This is a genomic window from Streptomyces sp. NPDC006283 (genome assembly GCF_040613325.1).
GTDB lineage: Bacteria > Actinomycetota > Actinomycetes > Streptomycetales > Streptomycetaceae > Streptomyces.
Genome location: NZ_JBEXRZ010000038.1, coordinates 1 through 17103, shown reverse-complemented (window position 1 = coordinate 17103; position 17103 = coordinate 1). Strand labels below are relative to the sequence as shown.

At 71.2% G+C, this 17103-nt stretch carries 14 protein-coding genes; 11 read left to right on the top strand and 3 right to left on the bottom strand.

What is annotated here, in order from left to right; translation table 11 throughout:
- Positions 1-27: 27 nt before the first annotated feature.
- The 3 genes from ABZ070_RS11185 to ABZ070_RS11175 all read left to right on the top strand — a co-directional run bounded on the left by ABZ070_RS11185 (position 28) and on the right by ABZ070_RS11175 (position 3021).
- Positions 28-960, top strand: a complete 933-nt coding sequence (locus ABZ070_RS11185; protein ID WP_356632299.1) for a L,D-transpeptidase family protein — start codon at positions 28-30, stop codon at positions 958-960.
- A 295-nt stretch (positions 961-1255) separates the two neighbouring features.
- The gene (locus tag ABZ070_RS11180) at positions 1256-1987 is read left to right on the top strand and encodes an RNA polymerase sigma factor (protein ID WP_356632297.1); all 732 of its coding nucleotides are present in this window, start codon (positions 1256-1258) and stop codon (positions 1985-1987) included.
- Positions 1987-3021, top strand: coding sequence for a hypothetical protein (locus ABZ070_RS11175; protein WP_356632295.1), 1035 nt, complete (start codon positions 1987-1989; stop codon positions 3019-3021). The genes ABZ070_RS11180 and ABZ070_RS11175 overlap by 1 nt, the downstream gene beginning before the upstream one ends.
- Positions 3022-3289: 268 nt before the next feature.
- Here ABZ070_RS11175 and ABZ070_RS11170 read toward each other — a convergent pair whose 3' ends face one another.
- Positions 3290-4168: a L,D-transpeptidase family protein gene (locus ABZ070_RS11170; RefSeq protein WP_356632293.1), complete on the bottom strand. Its 879-nt coding sequence runs from the start codon at positions 4166-4168 to the stop codon at positions 3290-3292.
- Between the two features lie 253 nt (positions 4169-4421).
- Between ABZ070_RS11170 and ABZ070_RS11165 the strand changes: the two genes are divergently transcribed.
- Both ABZ070_RS11165 and leuE read left to right on the top strand, forming a co-directional pair.
- Positions 4422-6002 (top strand): methylmalonyl-CoA mutase family protein, encoded by a 1581-nt coding sequence (locus ABZ070_RS11165; RefSeq protein ID WP_356632292.1) that lies wholly within the window; start codon positions 4422-4424, stop codon positions 6000-6002.
- Positions 6003-6045: 43 nt separating this feature from the next.
- Positions 6046-6699: a leucine efflux protein LeuE gene (leuE, locus tag ABZ070_RS11160; RefSeq protein WP_356632290.1), complete on the top strand. Its 654-nt coding sequence runs from the start codon at positions 6046-6048 to the stop codon at positions 6697-6699.
- A gap of 126 nt (positions 6700-6825) precedes the next feature.
- Here leuE and ABZ070_RS11155 read toward each other — a convergent pair whose 3' ends face one another.
- Together ABZ070_RS11155 and ABZ070_RS11150 are read right to left on the bottom strand one after the other, a co-directional pair.
- Positions 6826-8160 carry a polysialyltransferase family glycosyltransferase gene (locus ABZ070_RS11155; protein WP_356632288.1) on the bottom strand — a complete coding sequence of 445 codons (1335 nt, stop codon included), beginning with the start codon at positions 8158-8160 and terminating at the stop codon, positions 6826-6828.
- Positions 8160-9143 carry a glycosyltransferase family 2 protein gene (locus ABZ070_RS11150; protein WP_356632286.1) on the bottom strand — a complete coding sequence of 328 codons (984 nt, stop codon included), beginning with the start codon at positions 9141-9143 and terminating at the stop codon, positions 8160-8162. Before ABZ070_RS11150 ends, ABZ070_RS11155 begins: the two co-directional genes overlap by 1 nt.
- Before the next feature lie 187 nt (positions 9144-9330).
- Between ABZ070_RS11150 and ABZ070_RS11145 the strand changes: the two genes are divergently transcribed.
- The 6 genes from ABZ070_RS11145 to ABZ070_RS11120 all read left to right on the top strand — a co-directional run.
- A complete protein-coding gene (locus ABZ070_RS11145) occupies positions 9331-10647 on the top strand; it encodes a DUF6716 putative glycosyltransferase (protein WP_356632284.1) in 1317 nt (438 codons plus the stop codon).
- Positions 10648-10694: 47 nt separating this feature from the next.
- Positions 10695-11969, top strand: a complete 1275-nt coding sequence (locus ABZ070_RS11140) for an acylneuraminate cytidylyltransferase (RefSeq protein ID WP_356632282.1) — start codon at positions 10695-10697, stop codon at positions 11967-11969.
- A 61-nt stretch (positions 11970-12030) separates the two neighbouring features.
- Complete coding sequence (locus ABZ070_RS11135; RefSeq protein ID WP_356632280.1) at positions 12031-12954, top strand: N-acetylneuraminate synthase family protein; 924 nt, start codon at positions 12031-12033, stop codon at positions 12952-12954.
- A gap of 270 nt (positions 12955-13224) precedes the next feature.
- On the top strand, positions 13225-14259 hold the full coding sequence (locus ABZ070_RS11130) for a hypothetical protein (RefSeq protein ID WP_356632278.1): 1035 nt from the start codon (positions 13225-13227) through the stop codon (positions 14257-14259).
- Between the two features lie 198 nt (positions 14260-14457).
- Positions 14458-15681 (top strand): amidohydrolase, encoded by a 1224-nt coding sequence (locus tag ABZ070_RS11125; RefSeq protein WP_356632347.1) that lies wholly within the window; start codon positions 14458-14460, stop codon positions 15679-15681.
- A gap of 374 nt (positions 15682-16055) precedes the next feature.
- Positions 16056-17103, top strand: a 1048-nt coding sequence (locus ABZ070_RS11120) for a BMP family ABC transporter substrate-binding protein (protein ID WP_356632276.1), incomplete at its 3' end; no start/stop codon positions are given.

The window sequence follows — 17103 nt, the reverse complement described above, 5'->3', positions numbered from 1 at the left end:
CCGTTCCGACGAGCCAAGGATCATCCCGTGCTGCGCTCCTCCGTCAAGTTCTCGTCCGCCCTCGCCCTGGTCGGCGTGATGTCGCTGGTGTCGGCCTGTGGTGGGGGAGAGGGGCCGGCCGGCTCTGCCGCCCCCGCCGCGACCGGCGCGGCGGCGCAGGGGGACAAGGAGGTGACGGGCGGTTCCGCGTCGCCCAGTGCGTCCGCCTCCGCCTCGGCCTCTCCGTCCGCGTCGCCCTCGGCCTCGGCCTCCGCTTCCGCCTTGGCCAAGGCGTCCGGCAATACGGCCCCGAAGGCCACGGCCACGAGCGGCGGCAACGTGGGCCCGGGCAGGGGCTCCGGCGACGAGCCCGCCGCGCCCTCCACGCCGAACTTCCCCGTGCCGGTCGAGGTGGGCAACGCCACGCAGGTCATCACGGTCAAGGCGAGCGGCTCGTCCGCCACCGTCACCGCCTGGCAGAAGGGCTCATCCGGCTGGAAGGCGCAGTTCGCGACGAGCGCCGGCCGGGTCGGGTCGAGCGGCGTCGTCCCCGGCTCGACGCGCAAGCAGAGCACATACACCACACCGTCCGGCACGTACACGATCACCGAGGGCTTCGGCGTGGAGTCCAGCGGCACCGCCATGCCGTACACGAAGGTCAACGACAGTCACTGGTGGGTGCAGGACCCGGAGTCGAAGTTCTACAACCAGATGCACACGGCGGCGGGTGCGGACTTCCCGCTCACCGAGTCCGGCGAGCGCGGCAGCGAGCACCTGATCAATTACCCGACTCAGTACGCCAAGGCGCTCGTCATCAACTTCAACCGCTGGCCGGCGGTGCCGGGCCGCGGCGCGGGGATCTTCCTGCACGTCAACGGCAGCGGCGCGACCGCCGGCTGCGTCTCCGTACCGCGCGCGACGATGGAGCAGTTCATGGGCTGGGTCCGGCCCTCCGCCCACCCGCGCATCGCGATCGGCTGACAGCCGAAACGCGGCCGAGCGGCCCCGGACAAAGAAGGACGACCGGGGCCGCCACCCCCCACAGGAGAGGCCCCGGTCGTCGTTCGTACGGGGTCGCAGTGGAACCCCGTACTTCTCTCAGCGCCGAGCGTGCCGTTTGTGTCACACCCCGCTGTGTGGGTAGGCGCGGGTCGCAAAGTTGTTGCAAGTTGTACGAGGCATGGACGTGGGCGCATAAAAGCACGTAGCGTGCTGATTCGCGCACGGTGGCGCAGCAGTGGTGACCAGCTGCGGTTCAGAACGACAGGTTGAGGTAGTGCTGGGGGACGACGCGGAGCTGACCGCCGCCGTGCTCGCGGCGCAGGGCGGGGACGAGGGTGCCTTCCGTTCTGTGTACCGCGCCGTGCATCCGCGGTTGATCGGCTATGTGCGCACTCTCGTCGGCGAGGCCGACGCCGAGGACGTCACCTCGGAGGCGTGGCTGCAGATAGCGCGGGATCTCGACCGGTTCAGCGGGGACGCCGACCGGTTCCGCGGATGGGCCGCGCGCATCGCCCGCAACCGTGCGCTCGATCACATCCGGATGCGGGGCCGTCGGCCCGCCATCGGCGGTGACGAGACCGAGCTGACCGGCCGGCCCGCCGCGTCCGACACCGTCGACGAGGCCATGGAGTCCATCACCACCAGCAGCACCATGGCGCTCATCGCCCAGCTGCCCCAGGACCAGGCCGAGGCCGTCGTGCTCCGGGTGGTGGTGGGCCTCGACGCGAAGAGCGCGGCGAAGACGCTCGGCAAGCGGCCCGGCGCCGTGCGTACGGCGGCGCACCGCGGGCTGAAGCGGCTCGCCGAACTGCTCGGCGCGGAGGGAGCGGCGGCCCTCGACGACGCGGGAGGTGGCGCCTCGGGTGTCGCCCTCGAAGGCGTGGAGGGCCCCTCGGAGGCGGCTGCGGATCTCGGCGGGGTACCGTCCCAGCGCGGCTCCCGTCCCGGTGCAGCGGCACCCGCCGGTGTGACGCATTCACGCCTGCGGACGCAGAAGGACATGTGATGGCCGACGAGCGGTACGAGTGGCTTGACAGGGACGCGGCGGAGCGACTGCTGCGCGGCAAGCCTGTCGAGGCCGCCGACGCACGCGCCCGTACCGAAGCCGCACGCCTCGCCGAGCTCCTCCACCGCGCCGCCGACGCCGGTTACCGGTACGACGACGGTGAACTGCCCGGCGAGGCGGCCGCCATGGCCGCGTTCCGCAAGGCCAGGGCCGATGCCGCGGGCGATGCCACGGTTCCGGGCGGTGCCTCGCTCGGGACGGTGCAGGTCTCCCGCGCCGCTCGCCCCTCCCGCGGGATGGGCTTCGCCCGGCCTCTTCGTTTCGGGCTCGCCGCCGCGGTGGCGGGATGCGCCATCGGCGGTGTGGCTGTCGCGGCCGGCTCGGGCATGCTGCCCACCCCCTTCGACGACAACCGTCCGCTGCCCGCCTCCTCGGTCTCCGCCGCGGCGACGCCAGGGCCTGTCACTTCTCCGTCGCCGGGCGGGAGCGGGACCGGTACGCCCTCCGAGTCCCCGGGCGCCGCCGGCACACCGCCGGTGCCGCCTCCGCTGCCGAGCACCTCCAGCCCGACCCCGGGTGACGGGGGTGCGACGACTCCGGCCGGGCCGGCCGACGACGGCCCCTCGGCGCCCGACGACGGTACGGGTCCCAAGGGCGACCTGTACCGCAAGTCCGTCGAGGCATGCCGCGACTACCGCAGCGGAAACATCGATCCGGACAAGAAGCGCCGGCTCGAGCTGGCCGCGAAGGGCCCCGAGGGCGTGGAGCGGTTCTGCGACAGGCTGCTGGGTGGCGGCTCGGGCGGCTCCGGCGACGGTGACGGCGACAACGACGGCGGGGACAGCGACGGCAGGGGCGACGACGGAGGCAAGCAGTCCGGTGGCTCCGGCGGTGACGGCGGTGGCAGCTGGGACTCGGGCGAAGGTGCCCCCAAGATCCCGCAGGTCTCCTTCCCGCTCGTCCCGCAGCCTTCGGCGACGTTGTCGGCGACCGGGTCGCGCTCTTCTTCGAGCACCGCGCTGTACCTGTTCTGACCTGCGCTTTCGCGACTCCGGCAGCGGGGTGTGACGTTTTTCCGGGCCATGGCGCAGTAATAAGTGAGCCGACTGGTCATCGGCGGCGCAACGAGCCGGGGTTCCCCCCGTACCTACGGCTCAGCGCATATGGCGCGGGCGGGACACGTTCCCCCGGTCCCGCCCGCGCCCTCTCCTTCTCCCCCTCGCTTCCACCGGAAGCCGCGCCGGAACACGGCGTCGGACGATGGCGCGGGAAGCGCCGGACGACCGGCGCCGCCGGGAAGCGTCACCAGTAGACGACGACCTTGTCGCCGGTCCGCACCTGGTCGAAGAGGGCCGCGATCTTGCCCTTGTCCCGCACGTTGACGCAGCCGTGCGAGGCGCCGTTGTAGCCGCGCGCCGCGAAGTCGGACGAGTAGTGGACCGCCTGACCGCCGCTGAAGAACATCGCGTACGGCATGGGGGTGTCGTAGAGCGTCGAGACATGGTCACGGGACTTCCAGCCCACGTTGAACACACCTTCGCGGGTCGGGGTGTACTGCGACCCGAAGCGCACGTCCATCGTCGAGAGCACCTTGCCGTCGATCATCCACGACAGTGTGCGAGTGGTCTTGCTGATGCACATCACCCGGCCGGTCATGCAGCGCGGGTCCAGCTTGGCCTTCGGCTTGTGGACGTCCTTGCCGTCCAACTCGTCGCGTGTCGGCTTTGTCGTCATACCGAGCAGCCGCTGCCAGGTCACCGTGTCGGTGCTGCCTGTCGCGGGCAGACCGCGCTTGCCCTGGAAGCCCTTCACCGCCGTGGTGGTGACGGGTCCGTAGGTCCCGGTCGGCTTGTCGTCGAACCAGCCGATCTGTGCCAGCCGGGCCTGCAGCTCGCGCACCTGCTCGCCCTTGGCACCGGCGGCCATCAGGACCTTGGGCGCGGGCTTCGTGGTGGACGCCGAAGGCGACGGCGTGTGCGACGGTTCGCCCGACTCCGACGCGGTCGGCGAGGGGGACGGCGTCGGCGACGCGGATGCCGGCCCCGACGTGGCCGCGCTCGGCTTGCTGTCGGCGGGCGGCGCGTCCGTCGCGGCCTCCGCCTTGCAGCCGGCGGTCACGGCCGCCACGGCCATCGCCGCCGCCGCGGCCAGCGTTCTCATCCCGATGTTCTTCCTGAGCATGATCGCCCCCCTTTGTCTCTGTGCCTGGTGAGACAAATTCCCGTCCTGCCCGGTTGCGCAATCCCGCGCATCATGGGGGTAACAGTTGGGGGACGAGCGCGACACGGCGGCGTCGCGGCGGCAACGCGGACCGCGCCGCGGCGGGCTGTGAGCAAGGTCCCAGCGCGTGGCTCTCCATACGCCGCACGCTCGCCGATACAGTCCGTCGCAGAACTTGTTACCTGTCAGTAGCTCCAGCGGGAGGCACAGTCACATGGCGCGCGAGTCCGAGTCGGGACTGCCCATCGAGCCGGTCTACGGGCCGGGGGACCTGGAAGGCTGGGACCCCGCGGAGAAGCTGGGCGAGCCCGGGTCGTACCCCTTCACCCGCGGCGTCTATCCGTCGATGTACACCGGCCGGCCCTGGACCATGCGCCAGTACGCGGGCTTCGGCACCGCCGTCGAGTCCAACGCCCGCTACAAGGAGCTCATCTCCCACGGCACGATGGGCCTGTCCGTCGCCTTCGACCTGCCGACCCAGATGGGGCACGACTCCGACGCCCCGATCGCACACGGCGAGGTCGGCAAGGTCGGCGTGGCCATCGACTCCATCGACGACATGCGGATCCTGTTCGGCGGTATCCCGCTGGACAAGGTCTCCACGTCGATGACGATCAACGCCCCCGCCGCACTCCTTCTCCTCCTCTACCAACTGGTCGGCGAGGAGCAGGGCGTGCCCGCGGACAAGCTGACCGGCACCATCCAGAACGACGTGCTCAAGGAGTACATCGCCCGCGGCACGTACATCTTCCCGCCCAAGCCGTCGCTGCGGCTGATCGCGGACATCTTCAAGTACTGCAAGGCCGAGATCCCGAAGTGGAACACCATCTCGATCTCCGGCTACCACATGGCGGAGGCCGGGGCCTCGCCCGCGCAGGAGATCGCGTTCACCCTCGCCGACGGCATCGAGTACGTCCGTACCGCCGTCGCCGCCGGGATGGACGTGGACGACTTCGCGCCGCGCCTGTCCTTCTTCTTCGTCGCGCGGACCACCCTCCTCGAGGAGGTCGCCAAGTTCCGCGCCGCCCGCCGCATCTGGTCGCGGGTGATGAAGGAGGAGTTCGGCGCGAAGAACCCGAAGTCGCTGATGCTGCGCTTCCACACGCAGACGGCCGGGGTGCAGCTCACCGCCCAGCAGCCCGAGGTGAACCTCGTCCGGGTCGCCGTGCAGGGCCTCGGCGCGGTGCTCGGCGGCACGCAGTCGCTGCACACCAACTCCTTCGACGAGGCCATCGCGCTCCCGACGGACAAGTCCGCCCGCCTCGCCCTGCGCACCCAGCAGGTGCTCGCGTACGAGACCGACGTGACCGCGACCGTCGACCCCTTCGCGGGTTCGTACGTCGTGGAGAAGATGACCGACGACGTCGAAGCGGCGGCGCTCGCGCTCATGGAGCGCGTCGAGGACCTGGGCGGCGCGGTCAACGCCATCGAGCAGGGCTTCCAGAAGAACGAGATCGAGCGCAGCGCCTACCGCATCGCCCAGGAGACCGACTCCGGCGAGCGGGTCGTCGTCGGCGTCAACCGTTTCACGCTGGAGACGGAGGAGCCGTACGAGCCGCTCCGCGTCGACCCGGCGATCGAGGCGCAGCAGGCGGAGCGGCTGGCGAAGCTCCGCGCGGAACGCGACCAGCCGGCCGTGGACGCGGCGCTCGCGGAGCTGAGGAAGGCCGCGCAGGGCACGGACAACGTCCTCTATCCGATGAAGGACGCGCTGAGGGCGCGCGCCACCGTCGGCGAGGTCTGCAACGCGCTGCGCGAGGTGTGGGGGACATACGTCCCCACCGACGCATTCTGAGACCCACGGGCGGAGTGTCGTACCCGTGTGCGACACTCCGCCCATGCTGGGTGTTACCGATCTGCCGACCTATCTCGCAGGCCTTGTCCTGATCATCCTGTTGCCGGGGCCGAACTCGCTGTACGTGCTCTCGGTCGCCGCGCGCCGTGGTGTGCGCACGGGCTACAAGGCCGCCGCCGGAGTGTGGTGCGGTGACACGGTCCTGATGGTGCTCTCGGCGGCGGGCGTGGCCTCGCTCCTCCAGGCGAACGCCCTGTTGTTCGGCATCGTGAAGTACGCGGGCGCCGGCTATCTGACCTGGCTGGCCATCGGGATGCTGCGCGCCGCCTGGTCGATGTGGCGCACCCGTCGCGAGCGGTTGTCCGAGGTCGCGGCCTCCGACACGTCGGAGGCGGTCGAGCGGCCGTTCCGCCGGGCGTTCGTGATCAGTCTGCTCAACCCGAAGGCGATCCTGTTCTTCATCGCCTTCTTCGTCCAGTTCGTCGACCCGGCCTACGCGTATCCGGCGCTGTCGTTCACGGTGCTCGGCACGCTGGCGCAGCTCGCGTCATTCCTCTACCTGACGCTGCTGATCTTCACCGGCACGCACCTGGCCGCCGCGTTCCGCCGCAGGCGGCGGCTGTCTGCGGGGGCGACATCGGCGGCGGGAGCGCTGTTCCTGGGCTTCGCGGTGAAGCTGTCGCTCAGCGGCACGTGACGCCGGTGCCGGGGGTCGGGCCCAGCTGCGGATCCCCCGGCGCCTACCTGGTCCCGCAGAGCAGCGCCCCCCTCACAGCGGGAGGGCCCGGCAGGGCAACTGCCCCGCGCAGCGGCCCCGCCCCCGTCACCCCAGCGCCGCCACCCGCTTCAGTGCCCGCCGCAGCCGCCGGCCGCGCCGGACCACCCGCCGGACCGTCTTGCCGCGCGGGACCGGCAGGCCACCCGGGAGACCGAGAATCGTCAGCCGGCGGCGTTTGAAGTAGCGCGAAGTGTGCGCGTCGAGACTGCTGCCGAGCCAGCGCTCCGCCGCCGGACGCAGATCCGGGCGCAATTGCGGCTGCATCGCGAAACCGACGGCGCCGATCAGCCCGGCGAGCTGCTCGTCGGCCTCCGTGGGCGCTCCCGCCTCGCCCGCCGCCAGGTCCGGCAGCAGCGCGTCGGCGAGTGTCACCGGCACCCTGTTGCTGTTCTGGTACGGGCTGAGCCGGTCCAGGAGCGGCTCCGTTCCCACCCTGGCGACGGGCGTGCCGTAGAAGGCGCCCGCGGTGAACAGCGCCGTGGAGAAGCAGCCCGCCACCAGGGCCGGACGCAGCTGCCTGAACAGCACCTCCGCCAGCAACGGCCGCTCCAGGACGGTCAGTTCGACTCCCAGCTTCTCGGCCTCGCGTTCCAGCGTCCGCGTCCAGGCGGCTGGGGCCGTCGGGTGCGGTTTGAACACGATCCGGTGGTGGCCGAGTGCGGCCGCCCCCGCCAGCATGCCGACGTGCAGGGCTTCTTCCTCCTCGGCCGTGATGATGTCCAGGGCCGCGAGGTACTGGCCCAGCAGCAGCGCCGGACCTTCGGCGACGCCCTCGCAGGCGTCCGGCACGGCGTCGGAGAGTTCGGCGACGACCTTCACGAAGGCTTCGGTCGGCACGAGCTGCGGCTCGACCTCGAACTCGGCCAGCAGCAGCGGCTTCAGGCCCGGCACCAGGTCCAGGTGCAGCAGTCGCCGCACCCGCTCGCCGACCAGCGGGTCGATCTTGTTGCGGGTGGGGCCGTAGCTCATCAGACCGTCCGCGTACACGTCGAGCGCCGCGTCGGGGAAGAGCTGTGCGATCGCCAGTGCCGGGTTCACCTGGATCGACTCGACGGCCAGCTCGATCCGGTCGTCGCCCAGGTCCCACAGCCGGCGCAGATGGCGCTCCCACAGCGGCACGTCGTCGCTCCGCGGCGCCCAACCACTCGGGTGGAAGGGCGAGATGGCCTCGTTCCACGAGAGCACCTCGTCGAAGCGGTCGCGCAGCCGCTCGAAGCCGGGCATCCGGTCGAGGGACGGGGTCGTCTCCGGTGTGACCGCGTTGTTGGAGACCAGCAGCAGCCGGCGGTCGGCCGCGGCGAAGCCGCCGGAGTCGATCGCGGCGGCCAGCGTGGCGGCGCCGAAGAGGGAGGAGGCGAAGAAGATCTGGGTCGTGGCCATCAGGCCGCCACCTCCGGGGAGAGAGGGGCGGGACGCCTGCGCACCTTGCGCAGCCGGGACGCACGCTCGGCGTCCATCGAATCGAGCGCGTCGTTCAGCACGTCCTGCGGCATACGCTTCAGCGCGGCCGCGCTCATCGTGCGCAATTTCCGTGCCACGGCCGGTTCGTACCTTTCGATGGATCCCAGGTGATGGGAAATGAGAGCGCAGTAGGTGCGGACGGCCTTCGGCAGCAGCTTTTCCGATTCCGCGTCGCTCGCGGTTTCCTCGATGACCTGGTCGAATGCCCTGATGAAATCGAGCTGCCTGATGTCACCGATCTGAGTGAGCGAAGAGGCGACGCCGCGCCGGTAGAAGATGCTCAGTTGGCTTATCACGGCGAATGATTCCGCCTCGCGGTGCAGCCGCCAGATCCACGGCCGGTCCTCCGCGGTGCGCAGCCCGTGCGTGAAGTGCAGCAGTCCGCGTTCCACGAGCCGCCGGTGGTACATCCCCGCCCAGGCGTACGGGTAGTCGACCGCCGTCGAGCGGTCGGCGGGCAGGATCGCGTCGCGCGGTCGCAGCACCTCGCCGCGCCGGCCGAACGGCACCCGGTGGATCGAGCGGTTCCGCCCCGTGCACTGCACATGGTCGGTCCGCACGAAGTCGCAGCCGAGGTCCTCCATGGCGGCCAGGAGGCGCTCGTAGTGGCCGGGCGCCAGCCAGTCGTCGCCGTCGAGGAAGGTGAGGTACTCACCGCTCGCGGCGTCGAGGCCGGTGTTGCGCGCGGTCGCCAGCCCGCCGTTCTGCTCGTGTCTGATCAGAACCGCGCCCGGGAGCTCCCGTTCCGCCCGCCGCAGGATCTCAGGAGTTCCGTCCGTCGAACAGTCGTCGACAAGAACGAACTCGAAGTCGGCGCGGGCATTCGCCTTCAGACTTCGCAGGGTGTCGGGGGCGTATGTCTGCACGTTGTAGAACGGCACGATGACGGAGAGCTTGACCACCCGCGTGACGCTAGGCGGGCCCCCGGCATTCGTGTCGACGCACGGGAGGATGACAGGTGAACGGCGGGCATCGAATCTGTTAACCGGTTCGTCAACCGGCCCGATTCCCCGTCCGTAGACCCGCTGTTAACCCTTTGTTGCAGCCCAGTTGGGCCGCGAAACGAAATGCCTTTCTAACGTCCTCGACGTGCCAACAAGTACCAGCGAGGCCGTACGGGTCGCCGTACTCGCCGACTCCGACACCCGGTGGAAATGGGGCGCGCTCACCGCGCGCCGCATCGCACCGAGCACCTCCGTCGAGCTGAGCGGCTTCCTGCTGCGCGGCAGGGCCACGCCCACGGCCCGCCAGCTCGCGGAAGTGGGCGTGCGCGCCGACGAGCTGCGCGAGGTGACGGGGAACGAGTTCCTGCGGGCGATGAAGGAAGAGCCGTACGACGTCGTCGTGCTCGCCCTCGTCGGCGGCGGCGTCCAGGCGATGCTGCACGGACTCGCCGCGCTCGGCCTCGCCCGCCGGCCCGTCGTCGTCACCGGCTATGTCGGCGTCGTCTACGAAAAGCTGTCCGACGGACTGCTGCTGCGCCACGGCGCGGACGTCGTCCTCGCCAACTCCCGCCATGACGCGGACCGTTTCCGCGCCGTGTACGAGGGAGTGGGCGCCGACGCGGGTGCCGTCACCGAGGCCGCGCTGCCCTTCCTCGGCGGCGCGCCCTACCGCGCGGTGGAGGGCCGTGACACCGTCGTCTTCGCCGTCCAGCCGTCCGTGCCGGAATCGCGCGCCGACCGTACGTACCTGCTGCGCAGGCTCGTCGAGCACGCGCGGCTCCACCCCGGCCGCGAGGTGCTGCTGAAGCTCCGCTCCAAGCCGGGCGAGCACACGACCCACCTCGAAGAGATCCCGTACCAGAAGCTCGCCGACAAGCTCCCCGGCGGACTGCCGCCGAACTTCCGGTTGGTGTACGGGCACATGGGCGAGGTGCTGGACCGCACCGACCTCCTGGTCACCGTCTCGTCCACCGCCGCGCTCGAAGCCCTGCACCGCCGCATCCCCACCGCCGTCCTCACGGACCTCGGGGTGCGCGAGGCGCTCGGCAACCACCACTTCCTCGGCTCGGGCCTGCTGGCCTCCTGGGACCAGCTCGACGGCGGCCACCGCCCCACCCCCGACAGCGACTGGCTGTCCCGCCAGGGCGTCGCCGCCGACGGCTCGTACGACAGCGCCTTCGACGAGGCCCGCACGCGGGTCGCCGAACTGCTGCTGGCACCCGGGCTCCCGCCGCTCGCGCCGTACTACACGCCCACCACCGCGCCCGGGTACCTGCCCGCCCTCCTCGCCCGCCACCACTTGGCCCCCGACGGCACGCCACTGGCCGGCGCGGCGCCGAAGGCCGAGGTCACCGGCGTACGGCGCGTGGTGCGCGACGCGGTGCGCGAGGCCGCGCGCGGCGCCTACCGCCACGGCGTGCAGCGCGTCGCTCCCGCCATCCGCCGGATGGGCGAGCTGTGACCCCCATGACCGGGACCCCCTTCGAACCCTCAGCTCAGGAGCCACCGATGACCGTTCTCGCCGTGATCCCCGCCCGTGGCGGATCGAAGGGCGTCCCGGCCAAGAACCTGGCGGCGGTGGGCGGCGTGCCGCTCGTCGCGCGGGCCGTCCGCGCCTGCCTCGACGCCCCGCTGGTCACGCACGTCGCCGTCTCCACCGACGACCCGCGGATCGCGGCCGTCGCCCGCGAAGCCGGCGCCGAGGTCGTGCTGCGGCCCGCCGCCATCGCCGGGGACACCGCCACCAGCGAGGCGGCCGTTCTGCACGCCATGGACGCGCACGAGGCCGTGCACGGCGCACCCGTCGACGTGGTGCTGCTCGTCCAGTGCACCAGCCCCTTCGTCGCCCGCGAGGACGTCGAGGGCGTCGCCCGTGCCGTCGTCGAGGACGGCGCCGACAGCGCCGTGACCGTGGCGCCCTTCCACGGCTTCGTGTGGCGGGAGACCGATGGGGCCGGCGAAGCGGCCGAGGCCCCGGAGGCGGAGCGGGCCGCCGGCGGGACCGCCGTGCTCGCCCGGACCACCAGGGACACCGGCACCGGCTACGGCGTCAACCACGACTCCGCCTTCCGGCCCCGCCGCCAGGACCGCCCCCAGGACTTCCTGGAGACCGGCGCCGCGTACGCCATGTCCGCGACCGGTTTCCGCGAGGCGGGCCACCGGTTCTTCGGCCGCACGGCGCTCGTGCGGACCGACCCGGCCCGAGTCCTCGAGGTCGACGACCCGCACGACCTGGCCCGCGCCCGCGCACTGGCACCGCTGCTCGACACCGCCGCACTGCCCGCGCGCGAGGACATCGACGCCGTCGTCCTCGACTTCGACGGCACCCAGACCGACGACCGGGTCCTCATCGACGCGGACGGACGCGAGATCGTCTCCGTCCACCGCGGCGACGGGCTAGGCGTCGCCCACCTGCGCAAGGCCGGCCTGGAGCTGCTGATCCTCTCCACCGAGCAGAACCCGGTCGTCGCCGCCCGCGCCCGCAAGCTCCGGATCCCCGTCCTGCACGGCATCGACCGCAAGGACCTTGCGCTGACGCGGTGGTGCGAGGAGCAGGGGCTCACCCCCGAGCGGGTGCTCTACGTCGGCAACGACGTCAATGACCTTCCGTGCTTCCACCTCGTCGGCTGGCCCGTGGCCGTCGCGAGTGCGCACGACTCCGTACGCGCCGCCGCCCGTGCCGTCACTTCCACGCCCGGCGGCGAGGGGGCGATCCGTGAGATCGCCGCCTGGCTCCTCGGCCCGACGCTCACCGTCCCCGACACCCCTGCCACCACCCACTGACACCCAAGTCCCCCACGACAGTCCCCCGAGCCAGTCCCCAAGAAGTAAAGGAACCACCCCCATGAGCACGTCCCGCCTCCGCGCCCTCGGCAACAAGACCGCGGGCCCCGGCAACCCCGTCTACATCACCGGCGAGATCGGCATCAACCACAACGGTGACCTGGACAACGCCTTCGCCCTGATCGACGCCGCCGCCGATGCCGGCTGCGACGCGGTCAAGTTCCAGAAGCGCACCCCGGAGATCTGCACCCCGCGCGACCAGTGGGACATCGAGCGCGACACCCCCTGGGGCCGGATGACGTACATCGACTACCGTCACCGCGTCGAGTTCGGCGAGGACGAGTACCGCCAGATCGACGAGCACTGCAAGAAGCGCGGCATCGACTGGTTCGCCTCCCCGTGGGATACCGAGGCCGTCGCCTTCCTGGAGAAGTTCGACGTCCCGGCCCACAAGGTGGCCTCCGCCTCGCTCACCGACGACGAGCTGCTGCGCTCCCTGCGGGCCACCGGCAAAACGGTCATCCTCTCCACCGGCATGTCGACGCCGAAGCAGATCCGTCACGCCGTCGAGGTGCTCGGCAGCGACAACATCCTGCTCTGCCACGCCACGTCGACCTACCCGGCCAAGGCCGAGGAGCTCAACCTGCGGGTCATCAACACGCTGATGGGCGAGTACCCGAACGTCCCGATCGGCTACTCCGGCCACGAGACCGGCCTGCAGACCACCCTCGCCGCCGTCGCCCTCGGCGCCGCGTTCGTCGAGCGCCACATCACCCTCGACCGCGCCATGTGGGGCTCCGACCAGGCCGCGTCCGTCGAGCCGCAGGGACTCACCCGCCTGGTCCGCGACATCCGCATCATCGAGGAAGCCCTCGGCGACGGAATCAAGAAGGTCTACGACTCCGAGCTCGCCCCCATGAAGAAGCTGCGGCGCGTCGCGGGTGTCGTCGCCGAGGCGGGCGACCGTGAGCCGGCCGCGGTCTGACCACGGCCGCGCCGCCGTGCCGCACCGCCCCGGAGGACACCCCCGGCGTGTGTGCGCGTTCCGCGCGGGGGCCGTCGGCCGGCCGGGGGCGCGCGGCGCCCCTGTCACGGCCGGGCCCCCCGCGCGCCCCGGGCCCGGCCACGGGTGCTCCGGCTCCTCCGTAGCCCGGCCCTGCGGAAACCCGCAGTCGGCAGCAACCACCGAGGGCTCCGCAGGGGCCCGTCGACGACCCCGGCTGCACGCCGGCCCGGCATCACGAGGTGACAACCGATGAATCTCGCCTTCGTCGAGAGCCCGGTCCAGCTCCTGAACGTCCTGGAGTGGGCCCACACCGCGCCGACCGCCCCCGGGGCCGAGGGTCTCACCCTGGTCGTGCTGTCGCCCACGGACCCCATGTCGCGGGGCCAGCTGCGCCGGATGGCCGAGCTGGCCCGCGACGAGGGCTTCGCCGTCCGCTGGCAGGAGGCCCGCGGCGGGATGGGCGCGCCGCTGCGCACGGTCCGCGAACTCGGCCCCATGCTGCGCCACGCCGAGCGCATCGTCATCGGAGACCCGTTCTCCCGGTACGTCCAGCTCCTGCTGACCCTGGTCGGCCGGAAGAACGTGACCGTAGTGGACGACGGCACGGCGACCATGGAGTTCGTCGCCCAGGTCACCCGCGGTGAACAGCTGGTGCGCTGGCACCGGCGCGGCGGCCGCCGCGGGCCGCGCGAGCTGGTGCTCGCGCCGGTCACCTTCCTGGCCAGGCGTCGGCTCGCCCCCTCCAAGGCACGGTCGGTCGAGGTCTTCACCTCGATGCCCGTCGAACCGGCACAGGGGATCACGGTCACGCCCAACGACTTCGCGTGGACCCGGGCCCGCTTCGGGCCGCCGACGATCACCAAGGGCGCGGACATGGTCGGCACCTCCCTGGTGGAGACCGGCGTCGTCGACCTCGCGCAGTACCTGCGGGCCGTCTCGTCCCTCGCCCGCACCCATGGTGCGACCCGCTACTTCGCGCACCGCCGCGAGAGCACGGACAAGCTGCACCGGCTGGCCGCGGAGACGGGCCTCGAGGTGGTCCGCCCGGACCTGCCGCTGGAGCTGATCGCCCGGCGTGGCCCGATCGGAGCAACGGTCCTGAGCTTTCCCTCGACGGTGGTCCACACCCTTCCGCTCGCACTCGCGGGCACGGGAATCAAGGTGGCGGTGTGCGACATCGCGCCCGAGTGGCTCAAGGAGAACGCCTCGCCCCGCGCCCAGGGCTTTCTTGCCGGGGTCACGGGCACGGCCCGCGATGTGCAACGGCTGCCGGCGCCCGCTTGAAGAGGGGCGGCGGTGAGCGGACGACCACGGTCCGGAAAGGAAAGATCGACTCAAGACCGAGTTGGGTGAGCTTACCCACTCGAACAACGCTCCAATCGCCGTGTGACCAAAAATCTGTCCCCTATGAGGCTGATGTTTTGTTGATCGCACGGCAGTTGAAGCGCGAAGGGGCATACCCTTCACTGGGTGAACCAGTTGATGTCCCGCGAGTCCGAAGAAGTCGAACAGCCCGGCGCAGTCGCACTGCCCGGCACGCTGTCCGAATCGCTGCGCGCCGAACTGATCGCGTTCCGGCGTGATTTGCACATGCACCCCGAGCTCGGCAACCAGGAGTTCCGTACCACCGCAGTGATCAAGGCGCGCCTCGAGAAGGCCGGGCTCCAGCCCCGCGTCCTCGCCGCGGGAACGGGCCTGGTCTGCGACATCGGAACGCCGGCCCCGGGTGCCGCACTGCCCTTCTTCGCGATCCGCGCCGACATCGACGCCCTGCCCATCCCCGACACCAAGGTCGGCGTCCCCTACCGCTCCACCGTGCCCGACCGGGCCCACGCCTGTGGCCACGATGTGCACACCACCGTGGCGCTCGGTGCGGGGCTCGTCCTGGCCGAGCTGGACCGGCAGGGACTGCTGACGCAGCCCGTCCGGCTGATCTTCCAGCCGGCGGAGGAAGTACTGCCCGGCGGCGCGGCCGACGCGATCGAGTCCGGCGTCCTCGACGGTGTCAGCAAGATCATCGCCGTGCACTGCGACCCCAAGGTCGACGCGGGCGTCATCGGCCTGCGACCCGGCCCCATCACCTCCGCGTGCGACCGCCTCGAGGTCACCCTCGACGGCCCCGGCGGCCACACCGCGCGCCCGCACCTGACCACGGACCTGGTCACGGCGGCGGCGAAGATCGTCACCGACGTCCCCGCGCTGCTGGCGCGCCGCGTCGACGCGCGATCCGGCCTCGCCGTCACCTGGGGCCGCATCGAAGCCGGCCACACCTGCAACGTCATCCCGCAGCACGCCGAACTCTCCGGCACCGTGCGCTGCCTCGACCTCCCCGGCTGGCGCGAGGCCCCCGACCTGGTGCACGCGGCGATCGACGAGATCGCGACGCTGCACCGGGCCAAGTCCCAGATCAACTACGTGCGGGGCGTACCGCCGGTCGTCAACGACCCGGTCGTCACCGAACTGCTGCGCGACGCGCAGACCGCGCGCCGCGGGACGTACGCGATCGAGGACACGGAACAGAGCCTCGGCGGCGAGGACTTCTCCTGGTACCTGGAGCACGTCCCGGGCGCGATGGCGCGTCTCGGCGTCCGCGTTCCGGGCGACCCGGTCCGCCGCGACCTGCACCGCGGGGACTTCGACGTCGACGAGGCGGCGATCACGGTGGGCGTCGAACTCTTCACGGCCGCGGCGCTGCTGGCGCTCTGACCGCTTCGCGGTCGGGGGGCGTGGCGCGCCCGTGCCTGGTCCGGTCGAGGGGTGTTACGTCCCCTGGTGGGTGGTGCCGGGGGCGGGACCCCCGGTGGGAGCGAAGCCGTGGGCCCCCGGACACCAACCGACACGGACCGGGCCACGCCCGGGGTGCGCCGGCCGGGAACCACCGGGCTACGCCCGGGGAAGCGCCACGCCATGGGGCCATGCCGTTACCCGCTGCATACCGGACAGCCGTCCCTCCAAAGGGCTACGCGACGATCCGATAACGACTGATGAACGGGTCTTTAACTGACATCTACGCGCGTTACGATCGCCGCGAACCCAGCGCCGGAAGTGGCGCTTTCGGTCAGGTTTAAAGGAGCCCCCCAGTGCGCCGGATCACCAGGATCGCCACCGTGGGCATCGCGTCCGCGGCTCTCGCACTGTCCGCCACCGCATGTGGCGGCAAGTCGTCGTCCGAGTCGAGCGGCTCGGACGACAACGGCGGCAAGGCCGCCATCGCGTACGACATCGGTGGCCGCGGCGACCAGTCGTTCAACGACGCCGCCTTCGCGGGCCTGGAGAGGGCCGAGAAGGAACTCGACATCAAGGGCAGCGAGGCCGAGCCCAGCGAGGGAGAGGGCGACCCGGACAAGATCCAGCGCCTCACCGCTCTGGCTCGCGCCGGCAACAACCCCGTGATCGGTGTCGGTTTCGCCTACGCGCCCGCCATCGCGGAGGTCGCCCCGAAGTTCCCGAAGACCACCTTCGGGCTCATCGACGACACCTCCAAGACCGGCAAGAACATCGCCAACCTGGTCTTCAACGAGGAGCAGGGCTCCTACCTCGCCGGCGTCGCCGCCGCCAAGGTGACGAAGACCGACACCGTCGGCTTCATCGGCGGTGTCGAGACCCCGCTGATCAAGAAGTTCGAGGCGGGCTTCGTCCAGGGTGTCAAGGACACCAACAAGGACGTCAACGTCAAGGTCCAGTACCTGACGCAGCCGCCGGACTTCGGTGGCTTCTCGAAGCCGGACCTCGGCAAGGCCGCCGCGCAGGGCCAGCTCGACGCGGGCGCCGACGTGATCTACGCGGCTGCGGGCCTCGCGGGCTCCGGTTCGATCGAGGCGACCGCCAAGGCCGGCAAGTGGGCCATCGGCGTCGACTCCGACCAGTACAACCAGAAGGGTCTGGCCGCCTACAAGGCGCAGATCCTGACGTCGGTCACCAAGAACGTCTCGGGTGCCGTCTTCAACCTGATCAAGTCGGTCCAGGACGGCAAGCCGCAGACCGGTGAGATCCGTTACGGCCTCGAGGACGACGGCGTCGCGCTGTCCCGCTCGAACCCGGCCTTCACCAAGATGTCGGACGTCGTCACGGCGGTCGACAAGGCCAAGGCCGACATCATCGCCGGCAAGATCAAGGTCAAGACCGCTC

Coding starts and splice junctions, on each gene's coding strand:
- ABZ070_RS11175 (WP_356632295.1), top strand. CDS start 1,987: ATGGCCGACGAGCGGTACGAGTGGCTTGACAGGGACGCGGCGGAGCGA.
- ABZ070_RS11170 (WP_356632293.1), bottom strand. CDS start 4,168: ATGCTCAGGAAGAACATCGGGATGAGAACGCTGGCCGCGGCGGCGGCG.
- ABZ070_RS11165 (WP_356632292.1), top strand. CDS start 4,422: ATGGCGCGCGAGTCCGAGTCGGGACTGCCCATCGAGCCGGTCTACGGG.
- leuE (WP_356632290.1), top strand. CDS start 6,046: ATGCTGGGTGTTACCGATCTGCCGACCTATCTCGCAGGCCTTGTCCTG.
- ABZ070_RS11155 (WP_356632288.1), bottom strand. CDS start 8,160: ATGGCCACGACCCAGATCTTCTTCGCCTCCTCCCTCTTCGGCGCCGCC.
- ABZ070_RS11140 (WP_356632282.1), top strand. CDS start 10,695: ATGACCGTTCTCGCCGTGATCCCCGCCCGTGGCGGATCGAAGGGCGTC.
- ABZ070_RS11135 (WP_356632280.1), top strand. CDS start 12,031: ATGAGCACGTCCCGCCTCCGCGCCCTCGGCAACAAGACCGCGGGCCCC.
- ABZ070_RS11130 (WP_356632278.1), top strand. CDS start 13,225: ATGAATCTCGCCTTCGTCGAGAGCCCGGTCCAGCTCCTGAACGTCCTG.
- ABZ070_RS11125 (WP_356632347.1), top strand. CDS start 14,458: ATGTCCCGCGAGTCCGAAGAAGTCGAACAGCCCGGCGCAGTCGCACTG.